This is a genomic window from Pseudoxanthomonas japonensis, from assembly GCF_010093445.1.
In the GTDB taxonomy this organism is placed as follows: Bacteria; Pseudomonadota; Gammaproteobacteria; order Xanthomonadales; family Xanthomonadaceae; genus Pseudoxanthomonas_A; species Pseudoxanthomonas_A japonensis.
The window spans coordinates 15,067-32,128 of sequence record NZ_PDWW01000006.1 but is presented as its reverse complement, the minus strand read 5'-3'; the positions used below and the strand labels follow the sequence as shown (position 1 = coordinate 32,128).

Below are 17,062 nucleotides of genomic sequence, written 5' to 3'. Positions count from 1 at the left end.
CGTCGGTTCTCAGGCCAGGTCGCGGATGCGGCGGTACAGCGCGTCGATCGCGGGGTCTTTGCGGTACTCGGACAGCAGCGGCTGCGAGGCGTGCGCGAATGCGGCGAGATCCGCCTCGTTGTGTTTCACCCCCGCGTCGAACACGGCTTCCCTTGCCTTGGCTTCGGAGGCGTCCCACAGCGTCCGCATCACCCCGACCGATTGCCGCGCCGTTTCGATCAGCAGTTCGCGGTCGCGCGCCTGCAGCCCGTCCAGCGTGCGCTGCGACACCAGCAGGACATCGGGTGCATACGAATGGTTGGTCTGCGACCAGTAATGGGCCGCTTCGAAGTGCCGGCTGGAATGGAAGCTGCGGATGTTGTTCTCGGCGCCGTCGATCATGCGCGTCTCCAGCCCGGAGAAGACTTCGCCCAGCGACAGCGGCGTGGCGTTGGCGCCGAACAGGCGCAGCATGCGGATGAAGATGTCGGAGACGGGCACGCGGATCTTCAGTCCATGCAGGTCCGCCGGCGCCCGGATCGCGTGCTTGGTGTTGTAGAAGCAGCGGGCACCGGAGTCGTAGATGGCCAGGCCGACCAGGCCGCGCCGCGCGAAGCCTTCCAGCACCGTCTTGCCCACACCTTCGTCCATCGCGCGCCGCATGTGCGGCACGGAATCGAAGACGTAGGGCAGGCACAGCGCCTGGGTCAGCGGAAACGCATTGTTCAGTGCGCCGGCATACACGCGGGTCATGTCGATGGCGCCGAAGCGCGCCATGTCGATGGCTTCGGACTCGCGTCCCAACTGGCCGGAGTGGTACTGGCGCAGCGTTACCCGGCCACCGGTCTCGCGCATCAGCGTGTCGCCGATCCACTTCACGGCTTCGACGGTCGGGTAGTCCTTCACGTGCACGTCGGTCGCGGTGAGCACGTGCCGGCCTTCGTCGGCCAGCACACGGCTACCCAGCAGCGGCAGCGTGGCCGCGGCGCCCAGGCCGGTGCCGAGGAAACGACGACGGTTCATCATGCGCGCCAATCTCCCTCGTCCTTCGGTGCCGCCGCGGTGGCCAGGCATTCGATGCTGCCATGTCCGTCGAAATCGATGCGTGCCTGCTGGCCGGGCAGGATGTCGTGGATGCCGGTCGCATTGCCGGTGGCGATCAGGTCGCCGGCCTTGAGCGGCCTGCCGCGGCGTGCCGAGCGCGCCAGCGCGAACGCGAATGCCGCGCGCAGTCCGCCCGGCAGCGTCGTTGCGCCGCCCTGGCCGACCTGGCGTCCGTCGATCCAGGTCGTGCACGTGAGCGAGGCATCGCTGCGTTCGGTCCAGGCCGGGATCTCCGCTCCCATCACCAACCCGTTGTTGTTGCCGAAGTCCGACACGACCACCCGCGGGCCCAGCTGGTTGATCGTGGCCAACGGACTGCTGGCCACCTCCATGCCCACGAACAGCGTCGACAGCACGGCGGCCGCCTCTTCCGGCGTCCACTCCGTCTTGTCGCCCGGGACGTCCTCGTCGACGCGCAGGACGTACTCGGCCTCCACGGCGCCAAAGCCACCACCGAAGACTTCGAAGACGGATTGGCTACCGGTGGTCATCTGCAGCTGCCGCGCGAAGATCGGGCCGAGCAGCCGCTCATCGCCGGACACATCGCGCCGCTCGGGCGCAATGAAACCGACCTTCCAGCCCACTACCCGGTCCGGCCATCGGGCGATGGCCATGTCCTGCACGCGATAGGCGGTAACGAGGTCGTCGGGAATGTCGCCGGGGAACCCCGGCAAAGCGCGGCCTTGGCGGCGCGCGCCTACGAAACCGTCCGCGATGGCGGCCAGCGTGGGCGCGTCGGCGTCGGCTTTGCGGTCGTTGCTCAAGTGGGTTCTCCCGCTGCGATTTGTTGCACTGCCGAGTGACAGTGCAGGTGGATGGCCTGTATATGGTAAACCGGTGTCATTGACAATGTGCACTGCCGCAAAATCCATCCCGATGCCACGATGCGTCGACTACTCCTGGGAGGAGCCAATGCTTCATGTCCGTTCATCCGCGTCGACGCGGGTCCGTTGGATCGCCCGTGCGACCGCCGCCCTGCTGATCGCGCTCACCACGGCCACGGTGCTGGCCGCCGATACGCGTCCGCTGGCGTTTCCCGGTGCGCAGGGCGCCGCCGCGCACACGCCCGGCGGGCGGGGAGGCAAGATCGTCCGCGTCACCAGCCTGGCGGCCGATGGCCCGGGTTCCTTCAAGGAAGCTGTGTCCGGCACGGGTCCCCGCATCGTCGTATTCGAAGTGGGCGGTGTGATCGACCTGGGCATGAAGGAGCTGCGTATCACCGAGCCGTTCCTGACCATCGCCGGGCAGACCGCCCCGCATCCCGGCGTCACGATCATCAAGGGCGGCCTGATCATCGCCACGCATGACGTGGTGATCCGGCATATCCGCATCCGGCCGGGCGACGGCGGCATGCCGAAGCGCTCCGGCGACATCGACGCCATCACGACGGTACGCGGCGCGCACGATGTCATCGTCGACCACTGCTCGCTCACCTGGGCGACGGACGAGAACCTCAGCGCGTCCAGCACCCGCTTCCATGGCGAGAACGAAGCCGAGTGGATGGCCAATGCCTCGCGCCGGATCACCTACAGCAACAACATCGTCAGCGAAGGGCTGGCTCATTCCACCCATCCCAAGGGCGAACATTCCAAGGGCTCGCTGATCCACGACCACGTCAACGAGGTCCTGATCGTCGGCAATCTCTACGCGCACAACTACGAGCGCAGCCCGCTGTTCAAGGGTGGCGCGCGCGGGCAGGTGATCAACAACCTGATCTACAACCCGGGGCAGCGTGCGATCCACTACAACCTGATCGCGGAAGAATGGCTGGGCCACCCGTACTCGAAGGGCGAGATGGTGGTGCGCGGCAACGTGATGCGCGCAGGCAGGTCGACCGAGCCGCTGGCCTTCATGATGATCGGCGGCTCCGGGGATCTCGACCTGTACGCGCAGGACAACCTGATCGTCGACCGTACGGGCGCCAAGAGCATCCAGGAGACCGGCAGCTACACCACCGCGCCGGTGACGCTCAATCGCGTCAGGACAGCACCGGCGCTGCCGTTCGGCGTGACGCTGCTGCCGTCGGCCAAGGTGCAGGATGCGGTGATCGAAACCGTGGGTGCCACGCCCTGGAACCGCGACCTGATCGACCGCCGCATCGTCGCCGACGTCATCGAAGGCCGCGGCGAGATCATCGACAGCCAGGAGCAGGTCGGTGGATACCCGCAGTACAAGGAGGCGCGCAAGCCGTTTGTCGAGGCCGACTGGAACCTCGATACGATGGAGCCGGCTTCCGGCAGCTATCCCCGCGGAGAGCCGTTGCGCTGAGGGATCACCGAAGCGCACGTTCGCGCGGAACGCTTGTCGCAAAAGGCCCGCCATCAGGCGGGCCTTTTCGTTGGTCGCGATCGTGCGCGGCGGATGCACCGTGTGCCCGCTGCCGCGGGAACCTTCATCGGAACACGTGCACGTGGTTCGACCGACCGGTCCCCGGCCCATCACGCAGCACGGCGGTCGGAAGTTGGGCCGCATGCCCAGGCAGCATTGGCGAACGGTGCGGTGATACATCGCCCGGTCGCCGTCTGCAGAGTCCACGCAAGGCCCGTTGAGTTCATCCGCCGAGTTCAGCCCTTCGAGCGTCTGCGTGGGGTGCCTGTCCCATTTGCACGACATCGAAACATCGTGCCCGGCGTCTGCCTTCCCCGTCGTGGTGGTTCTGTCCTGGTACGCGTTGCAGGCGTTCGTCGCGGAAGGGCATCCAGCGCGCTGGATACGCCGCATCCGTCATGGCGCATGGCGGCGTGGCGACGCGCAGCGGACACAAAAAAGCCCGGCCGGGAGAGGCGGCCGGGCTTCGGGTGCACCTCGCAGGGAGGTGCTCAACGTCAAACGATCAGAACTTGTAACGGAAACCCAGCATGTACTGGCGACCGGTATGCGTGTAGGCGATCGAGCGGTCGCCGGCCGTATCCATCCACATGTCGGTCCACTCGTCGGTCAGGTTCAGGCCCTCCAGCGAGATGGTCAGCTTGTCGGTGACGTTGTACGACAGGGAAGCGTCGACTGTAGTGAACTCGGATGTCGCCTCCACGTCGCTGCCCTCGCGACCCGGGATGGTATTGACGAACTCGTCGCGGTAAGCCGCCGACACGCGGGCGGCGAACTTGCTGTTGTCGTAGTACAGCGTCGCGTTCCAGGCGTTCTTCGACAGGCCTACCATCGGTCCCTTCACCGTGGGCACGCCGGCAGAACTCAGGTACTGGATGTCGGAATCGACGTACGTGTAGTTCAGCTGCACGCCGAAGTCCTGCCAGAAGCCGGGCAGGAAGGTGAAGGGCTGCTGGTAGCTGAGTTCGTAGCCGCGCAGCTCTCCGCCGGGTGTGTTCAGCGGCTGGTTGAAGGTGAAGATGTCCTCCGGCGTGGCGATCGTGCCGTTCAGCAGTTCGTTGGGCAGGCCCGACGTGTTGTAGGGGCGGCTCTCGCGCGAATTCTGGATGTAGCTGTCGATGTCCTTGTAGAACACGCCCAGCGACAGCAGCGCCTCGTTGGTGAAATACCATTCGAGGTTCAGGTCCAGCGTCTTGGCGCGGAAGGGCTCGAGTTTCGGATTGCCCGTGGTGACCGTGAAGGCGCCGCCCGATGCACTGACGGTGGCGCCCGGGTTGAGGAAGCCGAGATTCGGGCGCGTCATGACTTCGGCGCCGGACAGGCGGACCACGAAGTCGGGTGTAATCTCCGCTGCCAGGTTGAAGGACGGCAGCGTGTCGCTGTACTCGTGGACAACCCGGGTCGGAACGGGCACGCCCCCGACGAACGACCACCCATCGCTGGTCAGCTCGGTATCCACGCGCCGCACACCGACATTGCCGCGCACCGGAACCGCGCCGATGTCGAAATTGAAGTCGCCCTGCACGTAGTAGCCCAGGCTCTTCTCGTTGACGGTGCGGTTGTTGGCTGCCAGCGAGGACAGGTTGTCGTAGACCTGGTATATGCCGGTGCCGTCATGGATACCCAGCGCTTGCTGGAAAGCGTTGACATCCGGTACCAACCAGCGGTTCACGCCGCCTGCGCCGATGCCGTAGGTGCCGAACTGGCGTAGCAGGCCGGCCAGGGTGTCGCTGGTCATCGGCGGGACGACGGTTTCGCTGCTGCGGCGCCACTCCCTGGATTCGAAGGTGTAGTCCTTGTGATGGACGCCACCCTTCAGCGTGAAGTAGGAGGACGCGATCCAGGTCAGGTCGATCTGCTGCGCATCGTACTCGTTGGTGGTCGATTGCGGGCGCAGGCGGATTTCCGCCAGCGTCCAGCCGTTCGGATCCAGCGGGTCCATGTTGCCGTAGTTGAAAACCGGCAGGCGGCTGTTGCCGCGGTAATCCCACGAGTAACCGTCGACATCGAACTTGTCCATGATGACGGTGGTCTGGATGGGGTTCTCGTAGGTCGACTTCACGCCGCCCAGCAGGGCGTGCATCGACAGCGAGTCGCTGAAGCGGTGCCTCAGTTCGGCGCCCCACTGTTTGAACTCGGTGGTCTGCTCGTCGTAACGGCCCTCGGAGCGGATATCGACGTTGTCGAACAGGCCGTACACCAGGTTGCCGTTGGCGTCGATCTCGCCGTCGCGGACGATCGTGTTCTGCTTGCCTGCCGCGTTGGTGCGGCTGAACGACACGGCGTTGATGTTGTCCTGGTAGCGGTTGGCGTCGAAGCGGGCATACAGGGCGTCGAAGCTGAGCTCGGTAGCGTCGTTCGGCTTGAACTGCAGCGACCCGGTGACGCCGACGCGCTGCTGGTCGTGCAGGTAGACGTTGTAGCGCGGAATGCGCGGATGGAAAACGTTGGGGCTGAGCGCCGCGGTATAGGGCGAGCTGGGGTTGAAGAAGTTGGTGCCGCTCTGCGCCGTCCACCAGCGGACGGAGTCCGAGCCTTCCTCGATCACCTTGCGGTCGGTGTAGGCCACCGACAGCAGGGCGCCGATGGTGTTGTCCGCGAAGGTGTTGCTGATCAGGAACGTGCCGCGCGGATCGGTTTCCTTCAGCAGGTCGTTGTAGCTGGCCTGGCCACCGACCACCATGGTGAAGCCGTCATAGTCGAACGGACGCGCGGTGCGCAGGTCGACCGTCGCACCCAGCGAGCCTTCCTCGACGTCCGCCGACGAGGTCTTGCGCACCACCAGTTGGCTGAAGAGTTCCGATGCGAAGGTGTTGAAGTCGAAACCGCGGCCGCGGTTGACGCCGCCAGCGGTATCGGTGCCGCCGCCGGTCGCCAGCGCCTCGATGCCGTTGATGCGCACGCGCGTGAACTGCGGACCCAGGCCGCGGACGGAAATGTTGCGGCCTTCGCCGCCGTCCCGGGTGATCGACACGCCGGGGATGCGTTGCAGCGACTCCGCCAGGTTCATGTCCGGAAAGTCGGCGATGTCTTCGGCGACGATGGCGTCCACCACGCCGGCTTCGCCGCGCTTGATGTCCAGTGCCTTCTCCAGGCTGGCGCGGTAGCCCGTCACGCTGATCGTGTCGAGGGTGGTGTCCACGGCTTCCTGCGCGGCCCCTTCCCCGGCTGGTGTCGCCTCCTGGGCATGCGCCGCTGCCCCCATCTGCAGCGCCAGGCCGATCGAGACGGCAAGCAAGGTAACCGGTGTCTTCCGGTTCTGATGACTAACTGGCATGTTCTCCCCTCCTCAAGGGACCATGGCCGCGTACCGCGACTGTTTTGTTGGCAAAAACTGCTGTTTATTCCCTTCCGAATCCTGCCAGCTGATAAAATGACACCGCTGGTCAAAAACAACGCTAACAGAGTGTGCGCTGCAACAACAACTGTCAGTCGAGCCGGTTAGTCTTTGTCCCATGGACAAGCCGGAACGACGCGCGGGGCGCGCTGCATCCATGCCACGGGAGGAGAGGGGAGATGGGAAAGATCGTCTGTTTCGGTGAGCTGCTGCTGCGCCTCGGCGCGCCCGGTCGCCAGATGCTGTTGCAATCGCCGCTGCTCGACGTGCATGTCGGTGGTGCGGAAGCCAACGTCGCCGTTTCGCTGGCGCGCTTCGGCCATGACGCGCGCATGGTGGGACTGGTCGCGGACAACGCATTGGGCGAAGCCGCCATGGGCGAACTGCGCCGGCATCGCGTCGATACGCGCGCGGTGCAGCAGGCGCCGGGGCGCATGGGCCTCTACTTCCTGACGCCGGGTGCCATCCAGCGACCCAGCGAAGTGCTCTACGACCGTGCGGACTCCGCGTTCGCGCGCGCCGGGGGTGGCACGCACGACTGGCCGGCCCTGCTCGCCGGCGCCGACTGGCTGCATGTCTCCGGGGTGACGCCGGCGCTCGGCCAACAGGCGGCGGATGGCGTGCTGCTGGCGGTGAAGGCGGCGCGGGCGGCGGGCGTGAAGGTGTCCTTCGACGGCAACTTCCGGCCGAAGCTGTGGGAAGCCTGGGGAGGCGACGCGCCGACGATCCTGCGGGGACTGATGTCCGAAGCCGACCTCCTGTTCGCCAGCCACCGCGACCTGCAGGTGGTGCTTGGCCTGGACTTCCCGCAGGCGACGCCGCAGGAGCGCTTCGCTGCCGGTGCGGCGGCCGCGTTCAAGGCCTTCCCGCATCTGCAGCAGATGGCGGCGACGGTGCGCGTGCAGCGCAGCGTCGACCATCACGCGCTGTCGGGCATCACCGCGCTCCGTGAGGGCTCGGTGCACACCACGCCCGCTTATGAGGTCTCGCCGATCGTCGACCGCATCGGCACCGGCGATGCGTTCGCGGCGGGCGTGCTGCATGGCGGCCTCGTCGGCATGGAGAGCGCGGACGCGCTCCACTTCGGCGTCGCTGCGGCCTGCCTCAAGCATTCGTTGCCGGGCGATTTCAATCTGGTTGGCGTGGCCGACGTGCAGGCATTCCTGGGCGAGAACAGCCTGGACGTGAAGCGCTGAGCACGCATCGGGAAACAGGCGGTTGTTGCGTTGCGACATACCGGAACGCAGCAAAAACTATCGTTTGAAGATGCCGGCCGGGGCTTTGCCGTGCACGCGAATCCCGCAGACTGCGCGCCATGATGAGCGCCGTCCATGCGTAGCAAGCTGTTCGTGCCCGGAGACCGCCCCGCGCTGTTCGCCAAGGCGATGGCGGGCGAGGCCGATGCGGTGTCCTTCGATCTGGAGGATGCGGTCGCCGACGCCGCGAAGCCGGAGGCGCGCGCACAGGTGGCGGGCTTCCTGCGCGATGCCCCGCACCGCAAGGCCGGCAAGCAGGCGATCGTGCGCACCAACGCCTGGCATTCCGCGGCATGGGAAGATGACCTCCGCGCTGTGCTTCCGCTCGATGTCGACCTGGTCAACCTGCCCAAGATCGAGTCGGCCGAACAGCTGAAACAGGCCGTGGCCGAGATCGAAGCCATCGAGGCCCGCCTCGGCGTGCGCGGCGGCGCCGGCCTGCTGATCAACATCGAAACCCCGCGTGCGCTGCGCAACGCGCTGTCGATCGCCGGCGCACACCGGCGCGTGCGCGGCCTGCAACTGGGACTGGGCGACCTGTTCGAGTCGCACGGCATCCGGCGCGCCGATCTTCGCAACGTGCATGCCGCACAGTACGCGTTGCGCATGGCGGCCGCGGAAGCCGGCGTGTTCGCTTGCGATGGGGCGTTCCCCGGTCTGGACGACGAGGCGGGCTTCCTTGCCGAAGCCGCGTCCGCCCGCGCACTGGGCTTCGTCGGCAAGAGTTGCGTGCATCCGCGCCAGGTGGCGTGGGCGAACGCGGCCTTCGCGCCGACGCGGGAAGAGATCGATGCGGCGCGACAGGTGGTCGACGCCGCCCGCGACGGCGTTTACGCCGTCGGTGGCCGCATGGTGGATGCCCCGTTCCTGGCGCGTGCCCGCGCGGTGATCGCCGTGGCGGGACAGGAGCAGGCATGACGTCCCGTACGCGGTCCAGGGTGCCGGCATTCGCTGGATGGTCGTCGCTTCTTCGCTGCGTATCGCTGCTGACCCTGCTGTTCGTCCTGTTGCCGGCATCGGCGCGGGCGGAGAGCCTGGCGGGCCTGCAGCAGGCGACCTTGCCGGCGCCGCCGTTGTCCGTGACGGCGCTGCGTACGGCGAACGGCCGGCTGCTGGCGTTCTCGGACACGGCGGTCCTGGCCTGGTCGCCGACCGCGAAGCGCTGGCAGACCGTGGTGTTGCCCGATGGCGCAACGGCGCGCGACGGCTGGCAGAACGCGGCCATCGATCGCCTGTACCGACTTCCGATCGCGACGGACGGTGGTGCGCAGGTGCTGGAAGCCGCCGACCTGGCCGGCGAACGCCTTTCGCTGCGCGCGCTGCCGGCGTTGCCGGCCACCCTGCATGGCGTCCGTCTCGCCGAACACGCTGGCACGCTGTACGTGGCGGGCCTCGATGCGGCCGGGCAACCGCACCTCCTGCGTCGCACCGTGGCGCAGGCCACGTCCGCCTGGGAACCGATGGCGCCCTGGCCGGGCGCCGCCGCGGCGGGCACGCTGGTGGCGCAACGCGGCGAACTGATCGTCACCACGCCGGCGCCGTCGCGTGATGCGCTCTGGCGCTGGTCCGCGGATGCCGGCTGGCAGGCGCTTGATCCAGTGCCGGGCAAGGTGCTTGCGGCCGAAGCGGCGCGAGCCACGGGCCAGGCCCACGTGCTCTACGTGCTGCAATCCGCCGGAGGCGCATCACGCCTGGCGACGTTCCATACCATCACGCGTGCGTGGGCCGATCTGCCCGGTCCCGAACAGGGCGTGCCGACGACCTTGACCGCCTGGGGCACCGGATTCGCCGGCTGGAACGCGCAAGAGGCTTCGCTCGGCACGGTCGAGCTGACCGCACGCACGTATCTGCTGAAATGGCTCGACTGGCTGGTGATCGTGGTCTACCTGGCCGCGATGGTCGGCATCGGTCTGTACTTCTACATGCAGGAGAAGCGCGCCTCGACGGCCGACTTCTTCGTCGGCGGGCGCAGCATTCCGTTCTGGGCCGCAGGCGTCAGCCTGTATGCGACCAACACCAGTTCGATCAGCTTCATCGCCATTCCGGCCAAGGCGTTCGAGACCAACTGGCAGTACCTGACCAACAACCTGATCGCGGTGCTGGGGCTCGTCTTCGTCGCCATCTGGATCGTGCCGCTGCTGCGCCGCCTGGACCTGATGTCGGTGTTCTCGTACCTGGAAACGCGCTTCCATCCGGTCATCCGCATGCTCGCCAGCGCGCTGTGCATCGCCATGCAGATCGGCAGCCGCATGAGCGTGATCCTGTTCCTGCCCGCGCTCGCCATCGCCACCATCACCGGCGTGGACGTGGTGTGGAGCATCCTGATCATGGGCGTGTTCACCATCCTCTACACTACGCTCGGCGGCATGAAAGCGGTCATCTGGACCGATTTCGTGCAGGTCTTCGTGATGTTCGGCGGTGCGATCTTCGCCATCGGCTTCATCGTCTACCACCTCAACGGCGGCGTGCCGGAGTTCCTCGACGTCGCCATGGCGGAGAACAAGACGCAGCTGTTCGACTTCAGCTTCGATCTGACCAAGGCGACGGTGTGGGGCTTCATCTTCCTGGTGGTATTCGACGTCGTCCTGACGTTCCCCAAGGACCAGGTGCTGATGCAGCGCGTCCTGTCGACCAAGTCCGACAAGGAGGCGGGCCGCTCCATCTGGACCTTCGCTGCGATCATGATCCCCGGCGGTTTCTTCTTCTACGCCATCGGCACTGCGCTGTATGTGTACTACCAGTCGCACCCCGAGCGCATGAATCCGCTGTTGCCCATCGATGCCACGTTCCCGCTGTTCATCGCGGCCGAACTGCCGATGGGCGTCACCGGCCTGATCATCGCCGGCATCTTCGCGGCGGCGATGTCCACCCTGTCCAGCATCATCAACAGCGTGTCGACCCTGGTGTCGGTCGACTTCTACGAGAAGCTGGCGAAGAACCCCACGCCGAAGAAGAGCGTGTTCTTCGCCGAAGTGATGGGCGTCGTCGTCGGGCTGGTGGGCATCGGCATCGCGCTGGTCCTGTCGCGCTACGACATCCACTCCCTGTTCGACGTCTCCATCGAACTGGCGGGCCTGCTGGGCGGCGGATTCGCCGGTGCCTACACGCTGGGCATGTTCACCCGCCGGGCGAATTCGCAGGGCGTGGCCATCGGCATCGGCGCCAGCATCGTGCTGACCCTGCTGATCTGGTCGATGGACCTGGTGCACCCGTACTTCTACCTGGCCATCTCCATCCTGATCTGCATCGTCGTCGGCTACGCGGCGAGCTGGCTGTTCCCGCCGCCCGCGCGCTCGTTGCGCGGCCTGACCATCCATCGCCAGGACGCGGTGACGGGTGCCGAGTGATCGCGCATGCGCCATAGGTCCCATCGCTGCCGCGTGCGGGCTCGTGTAGCCTGACGCGGAAAGGGGGAGGCGCGTGGACACCCAGTTCCTGAATACCTTCGTGGTGGTGGCCGACCGCGGCTCGATGGCCGCGGCCGCACGCGTGCTCAACATCACGCCGGCCGCGGTGGCGCAGCAGATCCGCACGCTGGAGCGCGAGCTCGGTGCGCCGCTGATCGCGCGCGCGGGCCGCACCGTCAGCCTGACCGAAGAAGGATCGCGCATCCTGCAGCGCGCACGCGACCTGCTGCGCGATGTCGCCGACATGCGCAGCATCGCCAACGACAGCGAAGTCTCGGGCGAACTCCGCCTCGGCGCCTGTCCAACCGCGCTGGCCGGCATGCTGCCGGACATCCTGGCGCGGATGGTCGACAAGTTCCCGCAGATCAACGTGTTCATCCGGCCCGGGTACTCGGCCGAGCTCTATCGCGCGGTGGAAGCCGGGGAACTCGACGCCGCGCTGGTGCTGCAGGCGCCGTACAACCTGCCCAAGACCTGCGACTGGCAGCTGCTGCGCGAGGAGCCGCTGGTGATGATCGCGCCGGCGAGAATGGCGGGCCGCGATCCGCATGACCTGTTGCGCACCGAGCCGCTGATCCGCTACGACCGCAACCAGTGGGGCGGGCGCGTGGCGGACGAGTACCTGCGTGCCGCCGGCATCGTGCCGCGCGAGCGGTTCGAACTGAACGGCCTCAATGCCATCGCGGTGATGGTGGACCGCGGGCTCGGCGTGTCGCTGGTGCCGGACTGGGCGCGGCCGTGGCCGGAAGGTCTGGACCTGGTGCGCATCCCGCTGCCGCTGCCCAGCGAACCGCGCCGGATCGGCATGGTGTGGTCGCGTTCGTCGGTACGCATCCGCCTGGTCACCGTGCTGCTGCAGGAGAGCCGTGCCGCCACCGGCCACGCCTGAGCGTCGCCATGTTGCAGTGCACGCTACAAAAACTAGCCTGTGAACATATCCGCGGACGATTCTTCCGTGACGGACGTCGACCTACGCTTTGACCATCGTCGGGTTCGAGCGTCTGGGAGGAACGCTGGGCACGCCGGCCGCCATCGCGGCCTTTCTCGTACACCTACCAGCCACGCGCCGACGCGCACGCGCGCTCGCCGTCCACCGAAGCATTCCGAGAACAGACCATGAAACAGGTACCCGCCGCGTTCGGCGTTTTCCTGCTGGCCGCCGCCGTCAGCGCCAGCGTCCAAGCCCAACAGAACACCCCGTTGCCGCAGGATGCGGCCTCCGAACAGGAGCGCGCGAAGGATGCTGTCGATCTGGACCAGGTGATCGTCACCGGTGTCCGGTCGGCGAAATCGGTCGACAAGATCCCGGGTGCCGTGTCGCTGGTAACGAAGGAAGAGATCGCCCACACGCTGCTGTTGACGGACGACGCGACCGCGGTGCTCGCGCGCACGGTTCCCGGCTATGCCGAGGCATCGCAGGCGATGAGCAACAGTGGCGAAACACTGCGCGGTCGCGTGGCCTTGCGCCTGTTCGACGGCGTTCCGCAGGGGTCGCCGCTGCGCGACGGCAGCCGCAACGCGACCTTCACCGACATGGGTATCGTCGGGCGCGTCGAGGTGATCAACGGCCCTTCGGCATCCGAGGGTATCGGCGCATCCGGCGGCATCATCAATTACATCTCCGCGGTTCCGACCAAGGAAGGCAACGAGTTCCGTCTGCTGACCCGCTATTCGACGCAGTTCAAGGATGACAGCGCGGGCTGGAAGGTCGGCATGAATTTCGCCCGCAAGCAGGACAACTACGACATGATCGTCGGCGTGTCGCGTATCGATCGCGGCATGGGCTATGACGCCAACGGACTGCGCCTGGGCATGAACACCAGCGGCTCGGTCAGCGATTCGGAGGCGCGCAACCTGTTCGTCAAGGGCGGCATCAACTTCGGCGAGGATCTCGAGAAGCGCCTGCAGGTCAGCTACAGCGATTTCAAGATCGAGGGCAATGGCAACTACGTCCAGGTCGATGGCTGCAGGTACGAGCCAGGCTGGTGCGAGAACCCGAGCCCCAACACGTCGGAGCGTGGCCACCTGTTCGGCACCAAGGCCGAGTTCAACGACTTCACCCAGGTCAACGTCATCTATACCGATGCCGATTTCTTCGGCGGCACCCTGAGCCTGAATGCCTACTGGGCGGACCAGGCCATGCGCTATCCGGCGGAGAACGGCAGCGATCGCCAGGACCCGTTGATTCCGCCGAACGGTCCCGATGGACTGATCTGGGACCAGTCGGAAATCAACTCCGACAAGGTGGGCTTCCGTCCATCGTGGACGCGCGGTGAGCTGTTCGGCGTGGAAGGGCTGGAACTGCGGACCGGCGTCGACTGGGTACGCGACAAGGCCGACCAGCGCCTTGCGTTGACCAACCGTCTGTGGGTGCCGCCGATGGAGTACGAAAGCGTCGCGCCCTACATGCAGCTCAGCTACGACATCGGGCCGGTCACCCTGAGCAGTGGTTTCCGGCGTGAGGACGGCGAACTGTCCGTCAACGACTACACCACAACCTGGTACCGCGACCGCCGCTTCGTGCAGGGCGGCAAGCTGAGCTATCAGGAGAACCTGGTGAACTTCGGCGCGATCTGGCGCATCACCGACCAGTGGTCGGTATTCGGTGCCTATGGCGAAGGCTTCGGGCTGCCGAATGTCGGCATCCCGTTGCGCAACATCTCCTGCCCGAACGATCCGAACGACACCAAGCCCGATGGCTGCCCGGGCGATCCGCCGGCTACCGTCGATTCGACCTTCCAGGAACTGAAGGCCGTCGTCGTCGACAACCGCGAGATCGGCGTCAACTGGCGCGGTGAGCGCACGTCGTTCAGTGCGTCGCACTACGACTCGCGCTCCAAGCTCGGGTCCTCCTATGTGATCGATCCGATCACCGAGGACTACACGCTGTTCCGCGCGCCGACGCGCATCAAGGGCTTCGAGTTCTCCGGCGACTGGACCATCAACGACGCCTGGAAGCTGAGTGGTGTCTATTCGCGGATCCGCGGTAAGACGTCGTTCTGGACCCAGGATCCCGAGGGTCGTTGGGATGCAGGCCCGCTCAACAAGCCCATCGGTGCGCTGGACGTGAATCCCGACAAGATCGCGCTGTCGGTGCGCTGGAAGTTCTCGGAAGCCGGCGACGCCACGCTGGGCTCGACCACGCTGCTGTCGCGCGACCTGTCCGGTAGCGACGTGCGGCCGTACGACAACCGCGAGTTCAGCTATGAGGAACACACCACCGGCTACACGCTGTTCGACCTGGGCGTGAACTACCGGGTGGAGAAGGTCGGCCGCTTCTCGCTGGGCATCGAGAACCTGACCAACAAGCAGTACATCCTCACCTGGTCGCAGGTACCGGGCTGGCGGAACTACTGGGCCGGCCGTGGCCGCATGTACTCGTTCACCTACGAATACACGTTCTGATCCACGATCCACGGATGCCGGCTCCCCCCCACGTTGCATCCGCCCGCGTCGCCCCCTCTCCCGGGCGGCGCGGGCTCTGGATGGCCCTGATGCTCTCGTTGGCTGCGTGCGCGACGGCCGCTCCTTCGCTGCCGCCTGCACCGCTCGATGCCTGGCTGGGCCAGGCCACCGGTGCCGACGGCTATCTCGGTGCCGTTGCCGTGGTCGCCGACCACGATGCCGTGGTCTATCGCGGTGTGTCCGGTCATGCAGACCTGCAGGGCCGCCGACCGCTGCGCGAAGACGCCATCTTCCGCATCTACTCCATGACCAAGCCGATCACCTCGGTGGCGGCGCTGATGCTGGTGGAAGAGGGCAGGCTGCGGCTGGACGATCCGGTCGCGCACTACCTGCCGGCCTTCGCGTCGCTGCGACGGGTGACCGGCGGCGACGTCGATGACCCGCAGCTCGCATCCGTGACGCGCCCGTTGACGATCCGGCACCTGCTCACGCATACCGCCGGCTTCGCCACCGGTGGCGACGACATCCGTGTCGCTTCCGCCTTGCTGCAACGGCAGGCACCGGAAGACGCCTCCGATCTCGCCGGTTATGCCGACCGCGTCGCCCGTGCGCCGCTGGCCGACGAACCCGGTACGCGCTTCCGCTACGACGGCGTCAATACCGAAGTGCTGGCGCGCGTCATCGAAGTCGCCAGTGGCCAATCGTTCGACTACTTCCTGCAGACCCGTGTCTTCTCGCCGCTCGGCATGCGCGACACCGGCTTCGAGGTGCCGGCCACGCAGCGTGGCCGCGTGATCGCGCTGACCTCGCGCGATGCGGACGGTCGTCGCGTCCTGGCCGATACATCGTCGGCGCGTACGCCCGGCATCGCACTGCGCGCCTACACCAGCGGTGCCGGCGGCCTGTACTCCACCGCCGACGATTACCTGCGCTTCGCTCGCATGCTGGCCAATGGCGGCGACCTGGACGGCACGCGTCTTCTGAAGAAGGACACCGTCGCCCTGATGATGACCGACCAGCTCGCGGCATTCGATCCTGCCGTGCCCGCACCGGAACCGGGCGAAGGCTTCGGGCTGGGCGGCTACGTCGTCACCGATCCGGCGAAGAGCACGCGCCCCGGTTCGGTCGGACAGTTCGGCTGGTCCGGCGCGGCGTCGACCTACTTCACCATCGATCCCGCACGTCACCTCGTCATCGTGCTGATGTCGCAGCACCTGCCCGTGGACGGCGCACCCGCGCTGCCCAAGCTGGCCGGACCGTTCTACCGCCAGGTGTATGCGGAGGTATTGCCATGAAGGCGGCCGGCACGGTGCTGGTGGCCGGTTCGGCCAACCTCGATTTCGTCGTGCGGGCGTCGCACGTCCCTGCGCCCGGCGAAACCGTGCTGGGGCGCGACTTCGCCACGTTTCCCGGCGGCAAGGGCGCCAACCAGGCGGTCGCCTGCGCGCGGGCGGGCGGCGCCTATACACGCATGCTGCTCGCGCTGGGCGACGACCCGTATGCCGCCGTGCTCGACAAGGCGCTGGCCGAGGCCGGCGTCGAGCGGCATGTCATCCGTGCAGCGGACGTCGCCAGCGGTACGGCCTTCATCTGCCTGTCCGATGACGCCGAGAACGCCATCACGGTCGCCCCCGGCGCCAACGCCGCGCTGCGGCCGCACCACCTGCCGTCGCTGCGCGGCGTCAGCCACCTGCTGCTGCAACTGGAAACCCCGCTGGACACGGTCGCCAGCTTCGCGCACGTCGCGCGCGCGGCCGGTGTCCGCGTCATGCTCAATGCCGCCCCCGCGACGGCATTGCCGGCCGGCCTGCTGGACGACGTCGACCTGCTGGTCGTCAACGAAGGCGAACTCGCCACGCTCGCCGGCCCCGGTACGCTGGCCGAACAGCTTGCGCGCCTGCCGGTGCCCTGCGTGGTGGTCACGCTGGGTGCGCGCGGCTGCATCGCACGGCGTGGCGGCGAACTGTTCCTGCAGCCGGCCTTTCCGGTGGACGCTGTCGACACCACGGCGGCCGGCGACACCTTCTGCGGCGCGCTGGCCGCGCGGCTGGCGCAGCATGCCCCGCTGGCGGACGCGCTACGCTTCGCCAGTGCCGCGTCGGCGCTGGCCTGCACGCGCCTGGGTGCGCAGACCAGCGTGCCGACGCGTGCGGAGGTCGATGCCTGGCTCGCCGGGCAGGCCGACGAAACACCGCGCCGCGCGGCGCTCGCCGCGTACCGCGGCCTCTCCGGTTCCTGATCCGATA

At 67.0% G+C, this 17,062-nt stretch carries 11 protein-coding genes; 8 read left to right on the top strand and 3 right to left on the bottom strand.

Annotated features, from left to right (window positions below):
* Nucleotides 1–9 precede the first annotated feature (9 nt).
* Both CSC78_RS06500 and CSC78_RS06495 read right to left on the bottom strand, forming a co-directional pair.
* Entirely contained in the window at nucleotides 10–1,005 is a 996-nt protein-coding gene (locus tag CSC78_RS06500) for a TRAP transporter substrate-binding protein (protein ID WP_162337098.1), read from the bottom strand.
* Nucleotides 1,002–1,847: a 2-keto-4-pentenoate hydratase gene (locus tag CSC78_RS06495; protein ID WP_202924133.1), complete on the bottom strand. Its 846-nt coding sequence runs from the start codon at nucleotides 1,845–1,847 to the stop codon at nucleotides 1,002–1,004. The genes CSC78_RS06500 and CSC78_RS06495 overlap by 4 nt, the downstream gene beginning before the upstream one ends.
* Before the next feature lie 148 nt (nucleotides 1,848–1,995).
* Between CSC78_RS06495 and CSC78_RS06490 the strand changes: the two genes are divergently transcribed.
* On the top strand, nucleotides 1,996–3,351 hold the full coding sequence (locus CSC78_RS06490) for a pectate lyase family protein (protein ID WP_162337097.1): 1,356 nt from the start codon (nucleotides 1,996–1,998) through the stop codon (nucleotides 3,349–3,351).
* Nucleotides 3,352–3,916: 565 nt separating this feature from the next.
* Here the strand turns inward: CSC78_RS06490 and CSC78_RS06485 are convergent.
* Nucleotides 3,917–6,688: a TonB-dependent receptor gene (locus tag CSC78_RS06485; RefSeq protein WP_162337096.1), complete on the bottom strand. Its 2,772-nt coding sequence runs from the start codon at nucleotides 6,686–6,688 to the stop codon at nucleotides 3,917–3,919.
* 239 nt (nucleotides 6,689–6,927) lie between these two features.
* On the opposite strand from CSC78_RS06485, the gene CSC78_RS06480 reads away from it, so the two are divergent.
* The 7 genes from CSC78_RS06480 (at nucleotide 6,928) to CSC78_RS06450 (ending at nucleotide 17,055) form a co-directional block, all read left to right on the top strand.
* Nucleotides 6,928–7,944: a sugar kinase gene (locus CSC78_RS06480; RefSeq protein ID WP_162337095.1), complete on the top strand. Its 1,017-nt coding sequence runs from the start codon at nucleotides 6,928–6,930 to the stop codon at nucleotides 7,942–7,944.
* A gap of 135 nt (nucleotides 7,945–8,079) precedes the next feature.
* Nucleotides 8,080–8,922 (top strand): HpcH/HpaI aldolase/citrate lyase family protein, encoded by an 843-nt coding sequence (locus CSC78_RS06475; protein ID WP_162337094.1) that lies wholly within the window; start codon nucleotides 8,080–8,082, stop codon nucleotides 8,920–8,922.
* Nucleotides 8,919–11,351 (top strand): sodium:solute symporter, encoded by a 2,433-nt coding sequence (locus CSC78_RS06470; RefSeq protein ID WP_162337093.1) that lies wholly within the window; start codon nucleotides 8,919–8,921, stop codon nucleotides 11,349–11,351. The genes CSC78_RS06475 and CSC78_RS06470 overlap by 4 nt, the downstream gene beginning before the upstream one ends.
* Nucleotides 11,352–11,424: 73 nt before the next feature.
* A complete protein-coding gene (locus CSC78_RS06465; RefSeq protein WP_162337092.1) occupies nucleotides 11,425–12,300 on the top strand; it encodes a LysR substrate-binding domain-containing protein in 876 nt (291 codons plus the stop codon).
* A 227-nt stretch (nucleotides 12,301–12,527) separates the two neighbouring features.
* Nucleotides 12,528–14,816 (top strand): TonB-dependent receptor, encoded by a 2,289-nt coding sequence (locus tag CSC78_RS06460; protein ID WP_162337091.1) that lies wholly within the window; start codon nucleotides 12,528–12,530, stop codon nucleotides 14,814–14,816.
* 89 nt (nucleotides 14,817–14,905) lie between these two features.
* Nucleotides 14,906–16,111: a serine hydrolase domain-containing protein gene (locus CSC78_RS06455; protein ID WP_162337090.1), complete on the top strand. Its 1,206-nt coding sequence runs from the start codon at nucleotides 14,906–14,908 to the stop codon at nucleotides 16,109–16,111.
* A complete protein-coding gene (locus CSC78_RS06450) occupies nucleotides 16,108–17,055 on the top strand; it encodes a ribokinase (protein ID WP_162337089.1) in 948 nt (315 codons plus the stop codon). The genes CSC78_RS06455 and CSC78_RS06450 overlap by 4 nt, the downstream gene beginning before the upstream one ends.
* Nucleotides 17,056–17,062 lie beyond the last annotated feature (7 nt).